This window comes from Paenibacillus wynnii (assembly GCF_030812855.1).
Lineage (GTDB): Bacteria > Bacillota > Bacilli > Paenibacillales > Paenibacillaceae > Paenibacillus_AQ > Paenibacillus_AQ wynnii_A.
The window spans coordinates 1-19,365 of the sequence record NZ_JAUSTK010000021.1 but is presented as its reverse complement, the minus strand read 5'-3'; the positions used below and the strand labels follow the sequence as shown (position 1 = coordinate 19,365).

At 42.8% G+C, this 19,365-nt stretch carries 18 protein-coding genes; 4 read left to right on the top strand and 14 right to left on the bottom strand.

Going from position 1 to position 19,365, the window contains the following annotated elements:
* Positions 1-4: 4 nt before the first annotated feature.
* From J2T20_RS17935 to J2T20_RS17920, 4 genes are read right to left on the bottom strand one after another with little or no spacing between them, the layout of a single operon-like run.
* On the bottom strand, positions 5-1,252 hold the full coding sequence (locus tag J2T20_RS17935) for an ATP-grasp domain-containing protein (protein WP_307590689.1): 1,248 nt from the start codon (positions 1,250-1,252) through the stop codon (positions 5-7).
* A 12-nt stretch (positions 1,253-1,264) separates the two neighbouring features.
* Positions 1,265-4,012, bottom strand: coding sequence for a non-ribosomal peptide synthetase (locus J2T20_RS17930; RefSeq protein WP_307590687.1), 2,748 nt, complete (start codon positions 4,010-4,012; stop codon positions 1,265-1,267).
* A gap of 16 nt (positions 4,013-4,028) precedes the next feature.
* Entirely contained in the window at positions 4,029-4,856 is an 828-nt protein-coding gene (locus J2T20_RS17925; RefSeq protein WP_307590684.1) for an SDR family oxidoreductase, read from the bottom strand.
* Positions 4,849-5,595: a thioesterase II family protein gene (locus J2T20_RS17920; RefSeq protein WP_307590683.1), complete on the bottom strand. Its 747-nt coding sequence runs from the start codon at positions 5,593-5,595 to the stop codon at positions 4,849-4,851. Before J2T20_RS17920 ends, J2T20_RS17925 begins: the two co-directional genes overlap by 8 nt.
* 282 nt (positions 5,596-5,877) lie before the next feature.
* Here J2T20_RS17920 and J2T20_RS17915 point away from each other — a divergent pair, with 282 nt between their 5' ends.
* From J2T20_RS17915 to J2T20_RS17905, 3 genes are all read left to right on the top strand, one after another.
* Positions 5,878-6,528, top strand: a complete 651-nt coding sequence (locus J2T20_RS17915; RefSeq protein WP_307590681.1) for a 4'-phosphopantetheinyl transferase family protein — start codon at positions 5,878-5,880, stop codon at positions 6,526-6,528.
* A gap of 153 nt (positions 6,529-6,681) precedes the next feature.
* Positions 6,682-7,299, top strand: coding sequence for a TetR family transcriptional regulator (locus J2T20_RS17910; protein WP_307590678.1), 618 nt, complete (start codon positions 6,682-6,684; stop codon positions 7,297-7,299).
* A 37-nt stretch (positions 7,300-7,336) separates the two neighbouring features.
* Complete coding sequence (locus J2T20_RS17905) at positions 7,337-8,605, top strand: MFS transporter (protein ID WP_307590676.1); 1,269 nt, start codon at positions 7,337-7,339, stop codon at positions 8,603-8,605.
* A gap of 14 nt (positions 8,606-8,619) precedes the next feature.
* Here J2T20_RS17905 and J2T20_RS17900 read toward each other — a convergent pair whose 3' ends face one another.
* The 3 genes from J2T20_RS17900 to J2T20_RS17890 all read right to left on the bottom strand — a co-directional run bounded on the left by J2T20_RS17900 (position 8,620) and on the right by J2T20_RS17890 (position 10,882).
* Entirely contained in the window at positions 8,620-9,114 is a 495-nt protein-coding gene (locus J2T20_RS17900; protein ID WP_307590674.1) for a DMT family transporter, read from the bottom strand.
* Positions 9,115-9,146: 32 nt separating this feature from the next.
* Positions 9,147-9,572: a DMT family transporter gene (locus J2T20_RS17895; RefSeq protein ID WP_307590672.1), complete on the bottom strand. Its 426-nt coding sequence runs from the start codon at positions 9,570-9,572 to the stop codon at positions 9,147-9,149.
* A 188-nt stretch (positions 9,573-9,760) separates the two neighbouring features.
* The gene (locus J2T20_RS17890) at positions 9,761-10,882 is read right to left on the bottom strand and encodes a phosphodiester glycosidase family protein (RefSeq protein ID WP_307590670.1); all 1,122 of its coding nucleotides are present in this window, start codon (positions 10,880-10,882) and stop codon (positions 9,761-9,763) included.
* A 408-nt stretch (positions 10,883-11,290) separates the two neighbouring features.
* Here J2T20_RS17890 and J2T20_RS17885 point away from each other — a divergent pair, with 408 nt between their 5' ends.
* Positions 11,291-12,166 (top strand): glycosyltransferase family 2 protein, encoded by an 876-nt coding sequence (locus J2T20_RS17885; protein WP_307590668.1) that lies wholly within the window; start codon positions 11,291-11,293, stop codon positions 12,164-12,166.
* On the opposite strand, the gene J2T20_RS17880 is transcribed toward J2T20_RS17885, so the two are convergent.
* From J2T20_RS17880 to J2T20_RS17850, 7 genes are all read right to left on the bottom strand, one after another.
* The gene (locus J2T20_RS17880) at positions 12,150-13,538 is read right to left on the bottom strand and encodes a sensor histidine kinase (protein WP_307590666.1); all 1,389 of its coding nucleotides are present in this window, start codon (positions 13,536-13,538) and stop codon (positions 12,150-12,152) included. The genes J2T20_RS17885 and J2T20_RS17880 overlap by 17 nt on opposite strands.
* On the bottom strand, positions 13,538-14,248 hold the full coding sequence (locus tag J2T20_RS17875) for a response regulator transcription factor (protein WP_307590665.1): 711 nt from the start codon (positions 14,246-14,248) through the stop codon (positions 13,538-13,540). Before J2T20_RS17875 ends, J2T20_RS17880 begins: the two co-directional genes overlap by 1 nt.
* A 143-nt stretch (positions 14,249-14,391) precedes the next feature.
* Entirely contained in the window at positions 14,392-15,483 is a 1,092-nt protein-coding gene (locus J2T20_RS17870) for an RNA-guided endonuclease InsQ/TnpB family protein (RefSeq protein ID WP_307590663.1), read from the bottom strand.
* A complete protein-coding gene (gene tnpA / locus J2T20_RS17865) occupies positions 15,484-15,885 on the bottom strand; it encodes an IS200/IS605 family transposase (protein WP_307590661.1) in 402 nt (133 codons plus the stop codon). It abuts the gene before it with no gap.
* Positions 15,886-16,165: 280 nt separating this feature from the next.
* On the bottom strand, positions 16,166-17,188 hold the full coding sequence (locus tag J2T20_RS17860; RefSeq protein WP_307590659.1) for a Gfo/Idh/MocA family protein: 1,023 nt from the start codon (positions 17,186-17,188) through the stop codon (positions 16,166-16,168).
* Between the two features lie 33 nt (positions 17,189-17,221).
* Entirely contained in the window at positions 17,222-18,307 is a 1,086-nt protein-coding gene (locus J2T20_RS17855) for a Gfo/Idh/MocA family protein (RefSeq protein WP_307590657.1), read from the bottom strand.
* 1 nt (position 18,308) lies between these two features.
* Positions 18,309-19,085, bottom strand: a complete 777-nt coding sequence (locus J2T20_RS17850; RefSeq protein ID WP_307590655.1) for a sugar phosphate isomerase/epimerase family protein — start codon at positions 19,083-19,085, stop codon at positions 18,309-18,311.
* Positions 19,086-19,365: the final 280 nt, after the last annotated feature.

The following is a 19,365-nucleotide window of genomic DNA, read 5'->3' as shown; positions in this document are numbered from 1 at the left end:
CCATTTAGCCTCCTCGCTGAACGCTTAGATTAGGAACCAGCGTCGATTTAATATCTTGTGTATTTTTTGAAAAGGATTCAAAATCGGGTGCAGTTCCGTACACGATCCCCAGGTTGCTTTGGGTGCCGAGCCTGTAGTTAATGATTTGCCCCACATCTTTCGTGATCTCAAGATGCAAAACCCCATCCATTCTTTCCACTTCTTCCATCCCGTTCATACCGACAAATGATGATGGTTCAACTATGGGTGCATCAAGAAATACCTGGTAAACAACCGATGTGATCGGCTTCACGATGATGATCGCTTCTTCACCTAATGAAACCTGTAAAGCGGCCCTCACTAAATCCACACCCATGGCACGTTTTAGAATTTCGGGAACATAACCACCTACTCGGCCGTTGATTTCAATAATTTTGGGCCCGCTGGACGTGAGTTTTATTTCAGTATGTGTTACGCCATCTGTAACGCCGATGGCTTGAATGGCTTTTGACTCCAGATCTAAGATCTGTTCGGCCAATTTTGAAGAAAATGGGTGGGGTACAAACATGCCAGTCTCTGCAAAATGTTCAGTTAAAGGCAATTTGGCCGTCACGCACACCTGTTGTGATTTTCCATTCGAATGAATGGATTCTACAGACACATAATCTCCGTAAAATTGGTCATGTAAGGCCTCATCCCCCGCCAAAAATTCTTCCAACACATACTCACAATCAGAAGGACCTAACGATAACTCATGTCGCAATTGTTCGATGTAGGAAACTTTTACCGTCCACCTACTGCCGGCACCAATTCTGGGCTTGAGTATAGCAGGAAATCCAACCAGCTCTGCAGCGCCCTCGACATCATGCCGGTCGACAATTGCATGGCGCACGGCACTTATGTTGGAGGCAGCAAGCCGTTCTCTCTGCAAATACTTATCTGTCAAACAAGCTAATATCTCAGCCGAATGTCCGTTCAGCCCCAATATCGTGCAATACTTTGTAACTTCAGGTAGTTTATACTCGCTGAATGTTACGATTCCTGAGACTTGTTCTTCACGCAACAGCGTTGCTACTTCGAGGTCCGTCAGCGATGATATATCGAATACTCCCACGTGTTTTTTTAATAGCTCCAACTGAGTCTGATCTTTCTTGTTACAGTCAGCATAGAGAAAAACAAGTTGGCAAAGCCCCAAAGAAGCCGCTTTGATAGTCAAAGGGGAGGCTGAACCCTCACCATGCATGATCGCTACTTTTGGCAGATTACAAGTCATTTTCGAACATCCCTATCGTACTGGTTTTTTTGAAAGAAATTCTTTTAATGCGTTAGGAGAAGAGTGAATATATAGATCGCGTAAAGTTAACGAGCTATCCATTTCCCTTTTAAGTGCAGACAGTAGTTCCACAGCCAAAAGTGAATTGCCACCGGACTCAAAGAAGTTATCACCTGCTGCAATGCTATGTCCTAATACTTTGTTCCAGATAGACAAATATGAATCTTGACTGTTATTATCTTTCGAGTCAACGTCCTGATCCTCCGAGTGATTAAGCTTCAACATCAATGTTGCATTGTCGACTTTTCCGTTGATGGTCATCGGAATCTCATTTACTCGAACAATTCTAGCCGGAATCATATATTCCGGGATTTTGGATTTTAGATCGCTCCGAACTGTATCAGCATCAACGTGCTCCAAGCTTTCGATAAATGCAACTATTTGTTTTTGAGAGGATTCCACATCATCACCATCGTGCAAGACAATGGCCACATTTCTTACAAATGGAATTTTTTGAATGACGGAGCGTATTTCATCCAGTTCAATTCGGAAGCCCCTAATTTTAACTTGAGTGTCGATTCGTCCCAAGTAGTCAATGCTACCATCCGGTCTCTTACGTCCCAAGTCACCGCTTCGGTACCATCTTTGGTCATCCTTAGGATCGATAACAAAAAACTTCTTGTTCAACTCTTCCCGATTGTGATATCCGTTTGATAGGCCGGCTCCACCTACCCATATCTCGCCTTCCATTCCGTACAAACATGGAATCCCATTTGTGTCTCGTATCGAAATTTTCCAGCCAGGCAGTGTCACACCTACAGATTTCGATAAAAATTCTGGATCCCTATGTAAAATGTTGCGATACGTCACATGAACGGTGGTTTCGGTAATTCCGTACATATTCACAAGCCTGCAATAACTCACCGGATAACGTTCAAGCCACTCCGATAGCTTGTAAGGATCTAGGGCTTCTCCTCCAAATATTACTAATCGAATTGAAGTCAAATTCGTATTCCTTTGCTCGATATCCACTTTAAGCAAGGTATAAAATGCTGATGGGGTTTGATTCAAAACAGTAACTTTCTTCTCAACCAATAGATCATAGAAATCATACGGTGACCGTGCGACTTGTCTCGAAACCACTACCAGGTGACCTCCGGTCAACAAACACCCCCACATCTCCCAGACAGAAAAATCGAATGATGCGGAGTGAAACATCGTCCAAACATCAATGTGGGACAGCTTAAACTCCTGACTGGTAGCTTCGATCAGTGATACAACATTCTTGGATGGCACCATAACGCCTTTGGGTTGCCCTGAAGTTCCGGATGTGTAAATTATGTAGGTAGTGTCAGGGGCCGTTGTTGGCAGGACTACGGTATCAAACACATCACTTTCGCCTTCAATCAGATCACTCGGAGAAATCCAATGAATTGCATGTTTGGCAGGTAGATCTGGCAAACCTGTTATGATATGCGTGGCTTGTGAATCCTCTATAACAAAAGAGATCCGTTCAAGTGGATAATTCGGGTCAACAGGAATATATGTTCCGCCTGCCTTAACAATCGCAACCATTATAACAACAAGTTCAACAGTCTGGTCTAAGGAAACAATGATTTTATCTCCCAGATTCATTCCGTATGAAATCAGTTTTTTTGCGATCACATCACTTTTGCGGTTCAACTCCGCATACGTGATACTCCCATCGATACCCGATATAGCTATTTGATCAGGGAAGCTTATCGCCACGGAATGAAACCTTTCAAGTAATTCAAGATCAGTATGATTTATACAATTGCTTTCGGTTTCCAACAGTGACATACATTCATTTTCTAAAAAATTATTATTTCCATCTTTATTTTCTAAATTAAAGCAGAACAAATCTACAAATTGCCTTAACACTGTGGGATGAACAAATCTTTCACTAGCAGACATGCTAATTGAGTGTAGTGCACCGTTATATTTTGTAACAATAACCGTGACAGGAAAAAGCGGGGACAAGCAAGGTGAATACTGACAGTTCATGTCGGGCAAATCAGTAATCATAATTCCGGCATCAAAAGCATTTAACTCTCTATCATCACGAAAGATATCTTCTTTTATTTTGAGGTGTTTGTTATCATCAAACGTACCCGTTCTGATTTGTTTGGTTTCCATATCATTCTCTTCGATGAGAATCTTGGTGTTTATTGCTCCGTACTTCTCTAACGTCATCAATAGGGCACTGGAAATCCTATCAAGACTAGCCGATGAGAACTCTTTTAAATCAAGATCCGTTAGATTCACACGGTAAGATCGTGAAAAAACCGTCGAGTTGTTCCAATTTGGCACCCCCCATTTCGGAGGAATAAAGGAACCACACTTTTGTAATGCTTCATCTAAAGACAATATGTACGGACTATCACTTGTTATAGACTTGTAGACATTGAAAATTTCTTGAACCGTCACTAACTCACGATTGGAAACAATTATTAAATCGGCTTCTAGGTCATTCGCCACGGCAAGAACAATTCGGATTTTTCCAGTGTAGCCGATGGGGCGTGATGATTCCCGTTTAACAAAATCTTCATGATTCACGCGGGAGAATGAGTACTCGATCCACGGAGACATTGTATTGTGTAAGTTTTCACTTTCACATATCTTTTGTAGGCTAGCTATGGTCTGACTAATCAAAGAAGAATCAGTCAAATGACGGATAAACACTTGTGATACCGCTGCCTTATCCAACTCTAATGCTGGGATCATTTCTATTTCACCCATTTTTCATTCCCCCGTTCTATTTCGCAGAATATCCCGCATCTACTGCTATCGTTGTTCCAGTGACTCTCTGTGTCGCATCACTTGCCAGCCAAACTACAGCCTCCGCTACATCATACGGAGAGACGACTGTGTTCATGGCTACAGATTCGAGATCGATTGATTCTTGGTCTCCCAATCGAATGCCTAAAGAATCTGCTACAACTTTAGTCATATGACCATCAAGCCGTTCATCATCATAAACCGGACCTGGACAAACAGCGTTTACACGGATATTTTGCGGGGCATAGTCCAACGCTGCTGATTTCGTTAGACCCACAAGACCATGTTTTGAAGCAACGTATCCAGCAAAAGATCTATAACCTAGGAGTCCTGCAGTGGAAGCGATATTGATAATACTTCCATATTGTTGTTCAATCATAATTGGTGCCACAGCCTTAATTAATCGCCATGGACCAGAGAGATTTACATTCAGAAGGATCTCCCATTCCTCAGTCGTATACAGATGCGTAGCTTTACCAGCAGGAGCTCCGATGCCAGCATTGTTGACGAGAGCGTCAATTCTTCCAAACCTATTGATTGCAGCCTCAACAAGTGCATTTACATCATTCATCTTACATACATCAGCAAGCTGCACTATTACACTCGAACCAAATTCTTTACATTTTTCAGCAGTCGTCTGAAGCTCCTCCAGCGATGATAATTTGTAGGGTACAGATTCTTTGGAGTTTCCAATGTCCGTAATGATGAGATCGGCACCCTCTTCTGCCGCACGTAACGCGCAAGCCCTTCCGATTCCACGCCCGGCACCGGTAATTAATACCACCTTATCTGTTAATCTACACATATTGAAAAGCACCATCCTTATGTATGTTAGCGAGAGTATTTTTGATGATTTCCTTGGCTTGTTCAGCTGTGCTGGTTATATACATATGCTCTCCAGTAACCTGAAACAGTTCGAAATCACCGGATGTGCACTCCTTCCAAAGGGCAACATCATCTTTCACTACAAATGAATCGTCCGCAGCAAACATACCCGTAATGGGTGTGTTAATACTACATCCTGATTCGTTGATGTAAGTCTCGTCCATTTCAAAATCTGCCCGAAGTGTTGGTAGCAATAGTTCTCTTAACTCCGGAATTGCAAAAGCATGATGTACAAACCCCGTAAGCTTTTCAACTGCCTCTAAAAACTGATCATCCGAGTATGACGACAGCGAATAATCTCTTGTGTTTTTTGGCGATGATGCTGCACTGACAAATAAGCGGATCAATTTTACATTTCCGCGACTCTCTAATCGCCTAGCAACTTCGAAAGCCAAGGTAGCACCCAGAAAACAGTGCCCAAAAAGTGCGATCAGACTATTGCCACCTTCTTCTTCTATCATCTTGGCAAAATCATCCGCTGCAACATGGATATTTCTATAAGGCTCCTCAGCAATTAGCCTCTCTCTGCCTGGCAATTGAATAGGTAAAACTTCTATCGAGCTATCAAAAAATTCATTCCAACCACTATAGAAACTAGCTCCTGCTCCTGCAAATGGAAAACATATTAGCTTTATAGGCGATTTGTGATCATACGACATATTTAACTTCCTTTCACTAAAATTGGGAACATTTTCTTATTATATCTTAACATTTATTAAAATGTATAAATATCCCGATTTATTCACAATATTGTAATTATTCGTAATCAACTAATTTCGTATCGGACGATGCGGAAGTTGATTCATAAACGAAATGTTCGACATGAGAATTTTTTACAAATCGCGCTGTTCATAAGCTGAATATTATGTTAAATATATTTACATAAATATAGTTTTAATCAATGAGAGGTTTGTGATAATTTGTTAGAGACTTTTATTCTAATGATTGATAGAGATTTATATAAAGATGAATTTTACGATCTCCAAAAAAGCATTTCTACTAAAACACTTGATAGAATTAAAAAGTTTCATTTTAGAGCGGATGCTCAAAGAACCTTGTTGGGTGATATTTTAATAAGATATATACTATGTAAACGAAAATGCAAAAATAATGAGGAACTAATTTTTTCTTATAATCCATATGGAAAACCACAACTGGCCAATTCCCCTGATATTCACTTTAATATATCTCACTCCGGAAAATATGTAGTAGCCTCTGTTGATACTATGCCCGTAGGGGTAGACGTTGAAATCATTAAGCCGATAGATTTAAAAGTAGCCGATTCATTCTTTTCAAAACTTGAAAAAGAATATATTTTAAATTCAGAATATGGTGAAAGACTTTCTAAGTTTTATCGTATTTGGACAATGAAAGAAAGCTATATTAAACGTGAAGGAAAAGGCTTATCTATCCCATTAGATTCCTTTTGCGTTATTTCTTTAGAAGGTGATAATGAAACTGTATTTTATGAAGGCTTTCAAAATGAAGAAGCGGTTTGTACCATTTGCTCTTCACAAAATAGTGAGCCCAAAAAGATTGTTTTAAATTTAGATTCTTTAATAAATAATTTTGAAAAAACAGTATATTTCTAAGCTGTAGGCGATGGAGTCGGCGTTGAACCCTTGTGCGTAAATTTCGAATTATTATATTTTGGTATTTTATTATTGCAAAATGAACCACGTGTCATTATTATTTATATAATGACACGCGGTTCATTTTTAATTGAATTAGGAGGTACAACTAGAATGTCGCCTAAAATATCCGATGATCAAAAAGAACAACGAAGAAGAAAAATCCTCGAGGCTGCCAAGCTGGTATTTATCGACAAAGGTTATGAGCCAGCAACCCTTAAGGATATTGTGGAAGAAGCAGGCATGAGCCGAGGATGGATCTATCTGTATTTTCAAACGAAGGAGGAAATATTTGAAGCCCTGCTCGATCTTCAGGACTCTGAATACGAGCGGTATATTGACGCTCTTTTATCTGAGAAGTTACTTATTTGGGATGTAATTTCAACCACGTTCTCCCAGCAGAAAAAGGAGCTTCTGTCACCTGAGAGCGGAAGTCTTACGCCGGCCTTTTATGAGTATTTTCTAACCGGATGGCGGGATGAACAACGAAGAAGCTTGTTAATGAAGCGTTATGAGAACGGAATTGCCCGTTTCGCGAGGCTTTTGCAGCTCGGTGTGGATCAACAGGAATTTGCACCTATACTGCCCATTGAGGATATCGCTAGAATTATCGCGTCGTTCCAGGAAGGAATAATGACTCATACCCTCGCAGTGGGGCCGGAGCAATCCCATACAGAAATTCAACTTGCATCGATGGTTAACTATTTAAATCAACTGCTATACCCCAAGTAAGGCATGCAATGTGGAACCCCATTAGGAGGGAATTAAGATGAGTGCGCTCTTTCGCAATCCTACGTTTACCAAACTGTTCATAGCCGCCTTTGCCTCTCAGTTTGGCAGTGTTGTTGGAAATATGGCCTTTGCCTATTATTTGGTGGATCGATACAGCACCCGCCCGGCTTTGGCTACCACAGCGGAGTTGATGTATTCATTGCCTACGTTTGCGGTATTCTGGATCGTTGGAGTTGTCGCTGATCTGCTTGACCGGAAGTTAATTGCCGCATACAGCGACTGGATTCGGGCTGGATTGACCGTGGTGCTCCTTCTCTTCGTGCATTACGATGCCGTATTCGCTTGCTTCGTTGTTCTATTCCTGCGTAGTGCGATATCAAAGTTTTTTGGACCTGCGGAAATGGGCTTGCTCCAAGGAAGCATCGGGCAAGAACAGTATGTTCAGGCGACAGGGTTAAATCAAATGATTATGGGGCTGTTTATGATTTTTGGATTGAGCTTGGGAGCGTTGTCGTATCACTTTGTAGGTGTTGAAGGGGCTATTATTATCGACGGGTTGAGCTTTATCTTTTCCGGAATCCTTATCTTATGTTGCCGCTTCCCGGAAGAGGTTCGTATGCCTAACGGTAAAAAAACCTTACGCGATGTAAGGTTTCCGCTTATTATCAAAGACTTTCGTCAAGGAATTTCATATATTGTGAAGCACAAGCTGCTTCGTGTTCTGATATCGGGTTTTCTTTTTTTCGGGATCGTCAATGGGGTGTTCGCGGTGCTTCCTATCTTCACAATGAAATACAAGCTTAGCCCGGACAATTATATGGTGTTCTCTTCATTCATTACCCTTTCCCTTGGAATCGGCATATTAATCGGCAGTTTTGCAGCCCCTTCTCTGATTCGGAGGTTAACAAGAACTAAAATGCTGATCACAGGTTTGTTTATTTCAAGTGTTCTGGTAGTTGTGCTTGGTTCGACAAATCAAATAGGGCTGTACCTATCTGTCACTTTCCTTATGGGAATCAACCTTGCACCCGTAAATATCGCATTAGGTAGTTGGATGCCCGAACTGGTTACTCCGCAAAATATGGGGAGAGTCAATGCACTGACTGAACCCATCATGATGTTCGGCCACTCGCTGGCACTAGGAATTGTCACTTTCACCTTTCCGACTTTCATCTCCATTACCTGGCTACACTATATGCTAGGGTTGTGCACTTTTGCCGTTTTCTTTTATTATTGTATGGTTCTGCCCCCGTTAGCTAACAAACTTTCTACTCAGGAGGTACTGCAGGGTGATCAGATTTCATGAGTTGAGCATAAAGGTCAATCCTGATGAAGTAGCTGCTTCACCTGAATGGTTTTAGATTTCTTTTGCTCCTGACGTACACCTCCTAATTTAAAAACAATGATGCCGCCGACGATAACCAGCACACCGATCAACTTATTGAGCGTAAAAGGAACCTTATCTAGTCCTAGCCACCCAAGGGAATCAAACAACAAAGCGAATCCGAGCTGAGAGGTCAACATAATAGAAACAGCAAACGTAGGGCCTAGCAGCTTAATTCCTTGAACCAGTGATATAACCACTCCGACACCAATCAGACCGCTGAAATAATACCAAGGTTGCATATTGTGCAGAACAAACATTTGTTTCCCCTGAAAAATCAGACCGATTGTTAATGAAGCCGCAAACCCCATACCCAATACTAAAGTGGTGGTTGCCCAAGATCCCGCACGTTCATTTACCTTACTATTAAAAATATTCTGCAAACCGACCAAAGTCCCTCCGGCAAGCGCCAATATAAGTCCTAAAATCATAAAGTATATACCTCCGTAAATTTCATTTTTCATCAAAACTTCAGGATCACTACTCCGGCCATCATCATTACTATCCCGATGAACTGCGGCAGACGCATCTTTTGCTTCACAACGCCAAACCATCCGCTGCTATCTACCAGAAAGGTTAAACACAGTTGAGCAATCAGCACAGCAGATATAGTAAGAGTTACCCCGATTTGTTGGATGGCTGTGACATTACTGAAAATAATAACGGATGCAAATGCACCCCCGATTAAATATAACGGCTTTACTCGCTTCAGCCCTTGCCAATTCTTATCCCGGACGAACATCAGTATAAGGAAAGCTGCTGCAAAACCAGTGAACTGAGTAAGTGCCGCTGCTTGCCATGTGCCGATATCCTCACTAATCCGAGAATTGGCTACACCTTGTAAAGTAATAAATCCCCCGGCTAAAAAAGCAAATAGTATACCTTTCATTCCATCTCTCTCCTCTAACTCATCTCTGTATATCTTTGTCTTTAATTAAAGGATACATCCAGAGGTTTGTGAAGGACATATGTCCTCAATGAACGGATCCGTTTATCAATATAAAAAAAGTCCCGCTTCCAGCCCTCTTACAGGCTAAAAACGGGATGATTTAATCGCAGGACATCTACAAAGTTTATTTAGGGAGTTCGTTTTTTTCCGGCATCAATCTTATAAGGATCTAGACCTTCCCAGATGTTAGCAATATCCGCCTGCTCAGGATGTTCAAACACAAGGAAGGCTGTTGGTAAATATCGCTCACCGTATTCTGATGAAGGTTTATTTACTATCTTATTGTCTTTAACGAGCACAGTAGATGAACCTCCATCCAGATTAGCTGCGATCACTGCCCCATGCTCCAAGAGAATTTGCTGAACATCATAGAGGTTCGCACCAATGCTGTATCCCGGTTGTCTACCGTCTATCACTACGAATATAATTGCTCCGTCTGCACGCTGGCCCATAGCAGTCCGAGGAGCAATTCCCCAACCTTCTGCGGCATTTTTAATCAGACCCTTGCCGTTTACTATAAGGCGCGGCTGAAACGTGACTGCCTCTTGAACATCCAGCTTGCTGAGTTCTTCAAGAGAGTATTTTCCGGCAATCATCTTCCCCTTAGTATCCAGACCCACAATCTGAGTAGAATCTTTACCGCCCAAACCTTCGTAATATAATTTCCCTTGTGAAATAACGACACCTATCGGTTTGAATCCGTTGCCTTTCCAGTTAGGGTCGGCAAACCCGCCGCCATTAACCCCGGCAATCGCACCCGTTCGCGTAACCATGTGGGATACTTTCTCACCGGAGCCGACTTTATTCGGTATACCCAAGCGAATTTTGGTGGGATCATTCACGATCATGACGAATCCCGTATAGCCGCTGCCTGAAACGTTCTCAATCTCGACAAGGGGATTCACTATATCTTCTTGGGGTTTAACAGTGTTTATGGTATGGGTATCTTCTTCCACACCCATCTGTTCAAATCGGGAACTATACTCCGACACCCGATTTTTCAATTCATCTTCGCCGATAATATATTTCGCCAAATAACGGTGCTGAGTTGTAATCAAGGTATCTGCAACCAAGAAACGGAAATTACGGGCCGATGGAGCCAGGTAAAACCAGCCTCCCGCTGCAAGGATCAGTATCATAAAAGTTAGGAATACTTTGGATAGGGTACGGAAAAAGCTTTTTTTCTTTCGTTTCTTACTTTTTCTCTTCTTGTTAACCGTGGAACGCTGAGGTAATGATGACGGGTTCACTTCTATTAATTCCTCCTTGAATCGTACCTGTCTTCTACCATTTATCATAAACGAAAATTCCGAATTAAAAGTTCCAGTTTATTCAATTCTACTTGAACTATCGAACGTTAAATCCATTCCAAAATACCCTTCCACAGGGGATCGTTATTTTCAAACATATCCGGCACCTCGGAGATCTGAAGCGCGCATACGTTTTGGAATGGCCAAGGGGTTTCAACCATTCCTTATAGAACCTCTAACAGTCATTGTAATTCAATGTACATCCCTCCCTATGCTGCCATTAAATTAAGCAGCAGGAAAAAGGGATTGGACAGTTTGTTCTATTTCATTCAGATAGACAGGTATTCAGATCGTATTGGACTTACTCTACATACAATAATTCAGAGATTAAGAAGGGTGGTGTAAGTATTGGCTAAGATATCAGTTCTCATGCCGGTATATAATGTAGCTAACTATATAGAAGAATCAATCTGCAGTATTCTGACGCAAACCTATTGGGATTTCGAATTGTTAATCATTGATGATGGATCAACAGACGGAACTTTAGATATCATCAGAAAGTTTAACGACAGAAGAATTAAATTAATTATTCATTCTATCAACTTAGGAATCATTGAATCCTTAAATCAAGGGATAGATTTAGCTACCGGCGAGTATATTGCCCGAATGGACGGAGATGATATCGCATTGCCCCAGCGCTTTGAGCGCCAAGTAGCGTTCATGGATGCTCATCAACACTGCGGAGTGTGCGGCTCTCAGGTTCGTTACTTGGGAAGAAACGAGATTACCAACAAACCCTTAAATCACGAAGAAATCAAATGCTGGCAGTTATTCCACTGTACACTAGTCCATCCATCCGTAATGATTCGAAGATCCGTTCTAATAAACCACGGAATCCGGTATCTGTACTATTATTATGCGGAGGATTATGAAATATGGAATCGCTTAGCAGAAGTTACGCAAATTATTAACCTGCCTGAAGTATTACTCGTATACAGACTACATCCCCAACAAGTCTCTAACGTCCATGAACTTGTTCAAGAGCAGCACGCTGAGATTATCCGTAAGAATCAGTTGCGCCAGCTCGATATTGAACCCTCCATTGAGGATTATCAGACACATTTGGATTTTTGCCACTTTAGAATTCGAGTTCATGAACCAGACCCATATTATAAAGCATTAGCCTGGGCTCATAAGATACTAGAGGGCAATCTAAAGAAACATAAATACGACCATCAGACTTTAAATTCGGTATTATCCCAATGCTTCAGTTTATCTGAATAAAATGGACCTCGAAGCGGGTACCGATTCCAACTTTACTTGTAATTACAATTTTACCGCCATGGAGATCCACCAGCTTCTTAACGATAGATAGTCCAAGTCCACTCCCGCCGTATTGCCTGGAACGAGATTTCTCCACCCGGTAAAACCGATCAAAGATATAAGGGATTTCTGCTTCTGTTATACCCATGCCCGTGTCCTCTACTATAAAAGCTACGGAGCCTGCTGCATATTCAAGAGAAACATTGATTTGACCCTGATCTGTATAGCGAATAGCATTCTCCAAAAGATTCATCACAATCTGTTCCATGCGTTTCTCATCCCCGTGAACCTTCACGGCAACTCCAATATACTGCACATCCAGCTTAAGTTCTTTCTCCCGGGCCTTCAATTCAACCTTATGAACCGCCCGGTCTACCATTTGTGATAGATCAACCCTATCAAAGGTTAGAGATATATTGCCTTCTTCCATCTTAGCCAGCTCAAAAAGGTCGTCCACCAAATGTTGAATTCGGTGCGCTTCCTGATAAATAATATTTAAATAAAGGTGTTTCTCCTCTTCGGTCTCATATAGACCATCCATGACTACCTTGGCATAACCTTCCAGATAAGTAATGGGTGTTCGAAGCTCATGAGATATATTAGCTAGAAACTCCTGACGAGTACCGCGGTATCGCTGAAGATCCACGGCCAGGTCATTTATGGCACCCGCAAGAAAACCAATCTCATCTTTACTTCGAATGGTTAGCCTGGTTTCGAGTTCACCGGCAGCGATTTGACGGGTTGCCTTCTGCATTTGTACAAGCGGACGGGACAAAGCTCTGGCGATTACCCAAGTGATGCCCATGGCCAAGATAAATGCACCGAATCCGGACAAGAATAATATATTCCGAACATCAGATAAGGAATGCTCCATACTTTCTGTGGAAGCCATTACGTAGAGAGCAGAGCGAGTGGTTTCCCCTTCCAGAATAGGTTGACCAGTTACGAAGTAACGATGTCCGCTAGGATCTTTATAGTCGAAGCTTATGCTATCCCCTAAGAATATTTCCTTTACATCAGCAGCACGAATAAAAGAACGGTCGGTTGAATCGTGCACACCTGAATGGAAATCAACAGTTCCGTTCTTAGAAATATTAAAGATACTGACATTCGAAAATTCAGCAAAGGTACGCATCATCTGCTCCGTAGTAGTATCTTGAGATTCAGCCATTACCGTAAAGTGAGAGGTAAGCTCCTCCGTCTCTGTTTGCATTTCACTGTAATAAAAATTAGTGAACATCCGGTCAATGGTAAAGCCCAGAAACAACAGTACTACCAAAAAGACAGAAATGATAACAATACCAAGCTTTCTACCGATAATATTATTTCTCATTATCTATCACCAGGAATCTGAAATTTATAGCCGAGACCCCAGACCGTCTGAATCGGGTTATACGGGAGCCCTGCATTGTGAAGCTTCTCACGGATATTCTTGATGTGTGAATCTATGACACGGGTCTCACCTCCGTAATCATTCCCCCATAACCTTTCCACAAGCTCTTCTCTGTTGAACGCACGTTGCCTGCTCTGAGCCAGTGTAGATAGAAGATCAAATTCCTTAAGCGTAAACTCGATGCTTGTATCTTGAATGTGAACCTCGCGGGACTCCGGATAGATCTTCAGACCGGGGAATTCTATAACAACACGCTCTTGTTGTTTGGTTTGCAATCCTCCGGTGGAGCGCCGAAGTAAAGAATAGATTCGGGCCAATAACTCTTCCGGTTCAAAAGGTTTGGTTAAATAATCATCCGCACCCATTCCAAGCCCGTGAACTTTGTCCTTTGTCTCTGAGCGGGCGGTTAGCATCAGAACCGGAATGGTGGAATCGGTCTCCCTAATCACCTTGCAGACTTGCCACCCATCCATATCCGGCATCATCACATCCAGCAAAATCAGATCCAATTTATGCTCTCGCCACATCGCCAAGGCTTCATGTCCCGTTGACGCTTCCTTGGTTTCAAAGCCCTCTTTACTTAAATAGATCCGCAGCAGATTGCGCATGTTCCATTCATCATCTACGATCAGAACTTGAAGTTTCGACAACCCAATCACCTTCTTCGTTATCTTCTTATTTATAGATCCTGTGACAACTCCCCACGCCTAAAGGCAGGGGCTTCTCAAATCATCGGGGATCGTAACCTTTCCCCTCCCTGATGGCTCTGTCCGAGCCACATATGTTTGTTTGGTTACGATGCTAAAGCACGTTGCAAAATGTTTATCGCTGCGTTCACGTCACGATCTGCCGTATATCCGCAATGATCGCAACTATGTACCCGTACAGACAGTGCTTTCTTTACAATTTCACCGCAATTGGAGCAAAGCTGTGATGTGTTTCGTGGATCAACTTGAACAACAACACGACCAGCACTTTCAGCCTTGTACGTGGTGAATTGAACGAGTTGATTCCAGCCAGCATCAGCGATGCTTTTCGCAAGATGATGATTCTTAATCATGTTTTGCACATTGAGTTTTTCAAAAGCAATCAGTCCATATTGGTTGACCAGTTCTCTAGATACGTTGTGGGCGTGGTCTTTGCGCTGATTAGCGACTTTCTCATGTAGCCTTGCCAAAATGCGAACAGCTTTCTTCCTTCGAGTAGAGCCTTTCTTTTTGCGCGATACCTCACGTTGGAGTCGCTTTAATCGTTTTTCACTCTTGCGAAGGTGTCTAGGAGATTCAATTGTTTCGCCATCTGATGTAACGGCAAGGTGCATCAAGCCAAGATCAACGCCAACTTGTTTCGATGAAGACGAAAGGTGCTGCCGTTCTACTTCGCAGGAAAAACAAGCGTAGTATTTTCCGTTATTGACCGTGATCGTGCAGGTTTTGATCTTCCCTTGTGGTTGGCGATGGAGTTTGATTTTTACATCACCAATTTTAGAAAGGCGAACCTTGCTACCTATGATCGTATGTCCACCTTGCGGATATGTGAAAGAATCATATCGCTGCTCTGGTTTGAATCGTGGAATTCCAGCTACCTCGCCACTTTTTACACGGCGAAAGAATGCTTGATACGCTTTATCCAAGCGTTTTGCGACATCTTGAAGGACTTGGGAGTGAACCTGTTTCAATGCAGGGATATGTTGTTTACGCTCGTTGAATGAATTTGCTTGATCGTAATAGTTCAGGCTGTTGCCTTCATTTTTGTACGCAAGTATCCGTTCTTCAAGCAAACGATTGTATAGCAACCGACACCGTTCAAGCGTAAAGTGAATGGCTTGCTTTTGCTGTTTGGTTGGATACAGCCGATATTTGTAAGCAACAAGCAACTCATTCACCTACTTTTCTTTTTGATCTTCGATATATTTTTTCACTATATCCAGTGACACGCTTCCGACTGTGGCAACAAAGTAAGAATTTGTCCAAAGAGAAGGAAGTCGTGATGTTAGTTGTTTAAATTCCTGCCTCAATATGCGCGATGTGTAGCCTTTTAAGTGCTTCACAATACGATGGATGCCAAACTGTGGATCGCATTGGATCAGCAAATGAACGTGATCTGGCATGATTTCCATTTCAACAATCTCAGCTTGAAGTTCATCGGCTTTGGCTCGGAATAGTTCTTTTAAGCGCAAATCAATTGGCGGTTGTAGAACTTTGCGTCGATACTTGGGGCAAAACACGACATGATATTTACAATCGAAAGTGATATTGTGGTTACTTTCTACTTCTCGTTGTGACATAGGTTCACCTCAAAAAGATTGTACCACAAAACAATAGATATCTGAAACGTATCTATTGTTGGGTGCTTGGGGCGACAAAAGCCACCCCACATCCAAAGCGCCTTACATCCCCATAGTTAAAGCAAGGGGTTTTTCGGCACTAAATTATAATAACAGTTTGAGGCAGCATACCGGAAGTTTTGGGGTTGACTTTTTTTAGTTTCGCACATGGTTGAAAAAAATAGACTGTCCATAAGTAGATTTCTTCTACGAATGAGACAGTCTATTAAGTTGTGTTCTTTTAGATTAGGGGTGTATGTCTGGCACTCGAAGAGGTATAGATATCCGAAACCAGCTGTAACGTCTTCATTCCTTCTGAACCATTTAGCCAAAAATCACGATTATCCCCAATGTGCTCGTAAAAGTCCTTTATTAACAGGCTGTGACTGGCTCCCCAATAGGACTTGCCTACTCCGTAATCTGCAGGAGGTTGACTCCATAAGGTTTCTTTTCCCTCTTTATAGAGATATAAGCAATCCCTGCGCTGAATTAATGTCCCTTGTTCAAAGACCAGCTCCAGCTCCACAGGGGAATTTACGAGATATGCATTGGTAGCATAGAAGAGAGCTCTAACGTTATTTTTGAAAAACAGGGTCGCATGCGACGTATCCTCCACCTCAATAATGCCATTCAGTGCATCTGTAGTGATACTTCCTTTAACTGAGGTGATCTCTCCGCCAAACCATTGAAGTAAATCCAGTGTATGGATCGTCTGATTAATCAGTACGCCGCCGCCTTCCGTATCCCAGCGACCTCTCCATTTGCTATTCCTGTAATAAGACTCATCGCGGTGCCAGGTAACTATGCCTTTCATGCAGATTAACTGACCTAATTCACCAGAGTCCAAGGCCTCCTTGATACGAATCGAAGGCTCATTATAGCGGTTCTGGAACACGATGCCAAGCTGACCTGTACTGCTATCAGCAGCTTCCACCATTCGCTTCGCAGATGGGAGATCTGAAGCGATCGGCTTCTCGGTTAACACATGCTTTCCTGCTTGTAAACACTCAATGGCCATCTCAGCATGTAAGTGATGGGGAGTGCACAAGTGCACCACATCTATATCAGATCGATCCAGCAGCTCTCGGTAATCAACCGTCGTAGAACATCCGTATTCCTGCGCTGCCTGTTCTGCTTTTGCTGCATCCACATCTACTACAACCCGAAGTTGAACTCCCTTCATGGCCGAGATAGCTTTGACATGCAAAGGGGAAATCGCTCCGCATCCTATTATAGCCGCCCCAAGTTCATTCGTCTTTTTCACCGTCTGCTCTTCTTTCTGCGCTCTACCCGCGCGTTACTTCAAAATGGGTGAAAGATGGATTGCTTTAGCTTGTGCCTGAAGGCATAGCTCCGCCGCTTTAAATACATGGGCCTGCGTCATGGCAAATTCCGTTCGATTCAAACCGTCCAGAATCAGCTCCCCGAAAAAAGGGTATCCGATCTTGCTAGCTACATGCTCATAATGTTCCCCTTGACTATCTGCCCAAAACACATGATCTGGCGTGCTCGAACGTCCGATATCAGTATATTTACGCAGCTCAATATATCCTTCGGTCCCCATGATCATCGTTCGACCATCACCCCAGGTGCTTAGGCCGTCGGGTGTAAACCAGTCTACACGGAAATATTGTGTAGCTCCGTTATCCCCCACAAGCGTGGCATCTCCGAAATCCTCCAATTCTGGGTAGGCGCAGTTGTTATAGTTGGCTACTTTGCTGTGAAGGACTGTTGCATCGGTACATCCACAGTAGTATAGAAATTGTTCGATTTGATGACTCCCTATATCACACAGAATACCGCCATATTTCTCTCTTTGGAAGAACCACTCTGGACGGTTAGCAGCATTTAAGCGATGCGGGCCCAATCCGATCACTTGCAAGGGACGGCCTATGGCACCCTGTCGAATAAGTTGACCTGCGTATATTGCACTTTCCACATGCAGTCTTTCACTGAAATAGACCATATACTTCTGCTTCGTGCGTGCTGACTGCACCCTTGCCGCTTCTAATTGTTCAAGTGTGGTAAAGGGGGTTTTGTCTGTGAAGTAATCTTTACCGTGTCCCATCACCTTAAGCCCTAACGGGCCCCGTTCTGAAGGAATGGCAGCGGCAGCTACCATGCGAACCTCAGGATCTTCCAGAATTTCTTCTGCCGAGCGGGCGGCTCTCACTCCCGGATACCTATCCATAAATGATTTAACCTTTACCGAATCCGGGTCGTACACCCATTTTAACTCAGCGCCAGCTTCTATCAGACCGTTGCACATCCCATAGATATGTCCGTGATCTAGAGCAATGGCTGCGAATATGAATTCTCCGGGCTTAACTACAGGTTTGGCTTCATAAGTAGGCGCGTACAGCATTCCATCATTGCGACTCATCTTAAACCCCCTCGATCGTATGTAAAAGATAGTCCAAGCTAATAGCAACGCTCTCAAACGGATCACGCCGGCAAACATCCTGCTCCACCACATACCATTCAACACCAGTCTCACGACAGGCCTTAATAATACCCGGGTAGTTCATATTCCCTTCACCCACCTCAGCAAAAACAGGCTTTCGATCGATTATGGCCATATCCTTAAGATGGACCACCTGCATTCTGCCGTTCACCTTGTGAATCCATTCCACCGGATCCGCACCCGCTGCCTGTAACCAATATAAATCTAGCTCGAAGCTAACATAATCAGGATCTGTCTCTGCCAAAAGAATATCCATTCCTGTTCTACCGCCCTCCAGGCGTTCAAACTCAAAGTCATGATTATGGTAAATAAACTGCAAGCCGTAATTCTCTTTCAATAGCTTGGCGATTGCTGAAATCTCACTTACAAAAGTTCGGTAACCTTCCAGACTCGTGCGGTACATATCAGGCAACCCGCCTAGCCCGATATATTTGCAGTCCCACAGCTGATGTTCCTTAGTTAGCGCATCTAAATCATCCACCAAACGAGTCCAGGGCACATGTGTAGCGCAAATCTCTAATCCATTTTCATCGGCGATTTGTTTAACTACCAATGGGTCAATCGGCCCGATGCCAGACACCTGCACAGCGGTATAACCAATGGATCTCAACTTTTGAAAAGTAGTCCTTAACTCTTCTGCGGTCTGTGTATACTCTCTAAAGGTGTACATTTGCGCACCAATCATCGAAGGCTTCATCAGTATTCATCTCCATAGTCTATATAAAATGAACTTAAGATATTAACTTAAGGCTCAGGCGTCTCTACCGTGAAGATTTGGACTTCCGGCCGCTGTTGTATCCAGATTTCTTTGATTTAACCCGCTTTTAGCGGTTGAAATCCGGATACAAAGGCGGTCGCTATCGCTCCTACAGTTCCAAATTTCCCTCCCTCTGTATTAATCATTTTTCTTTCAAATACTCGCTCATTCGCAGGATATCTCCCTGTTAATCAGCTGAGGAAGAGGGGGAGGCCTGTTA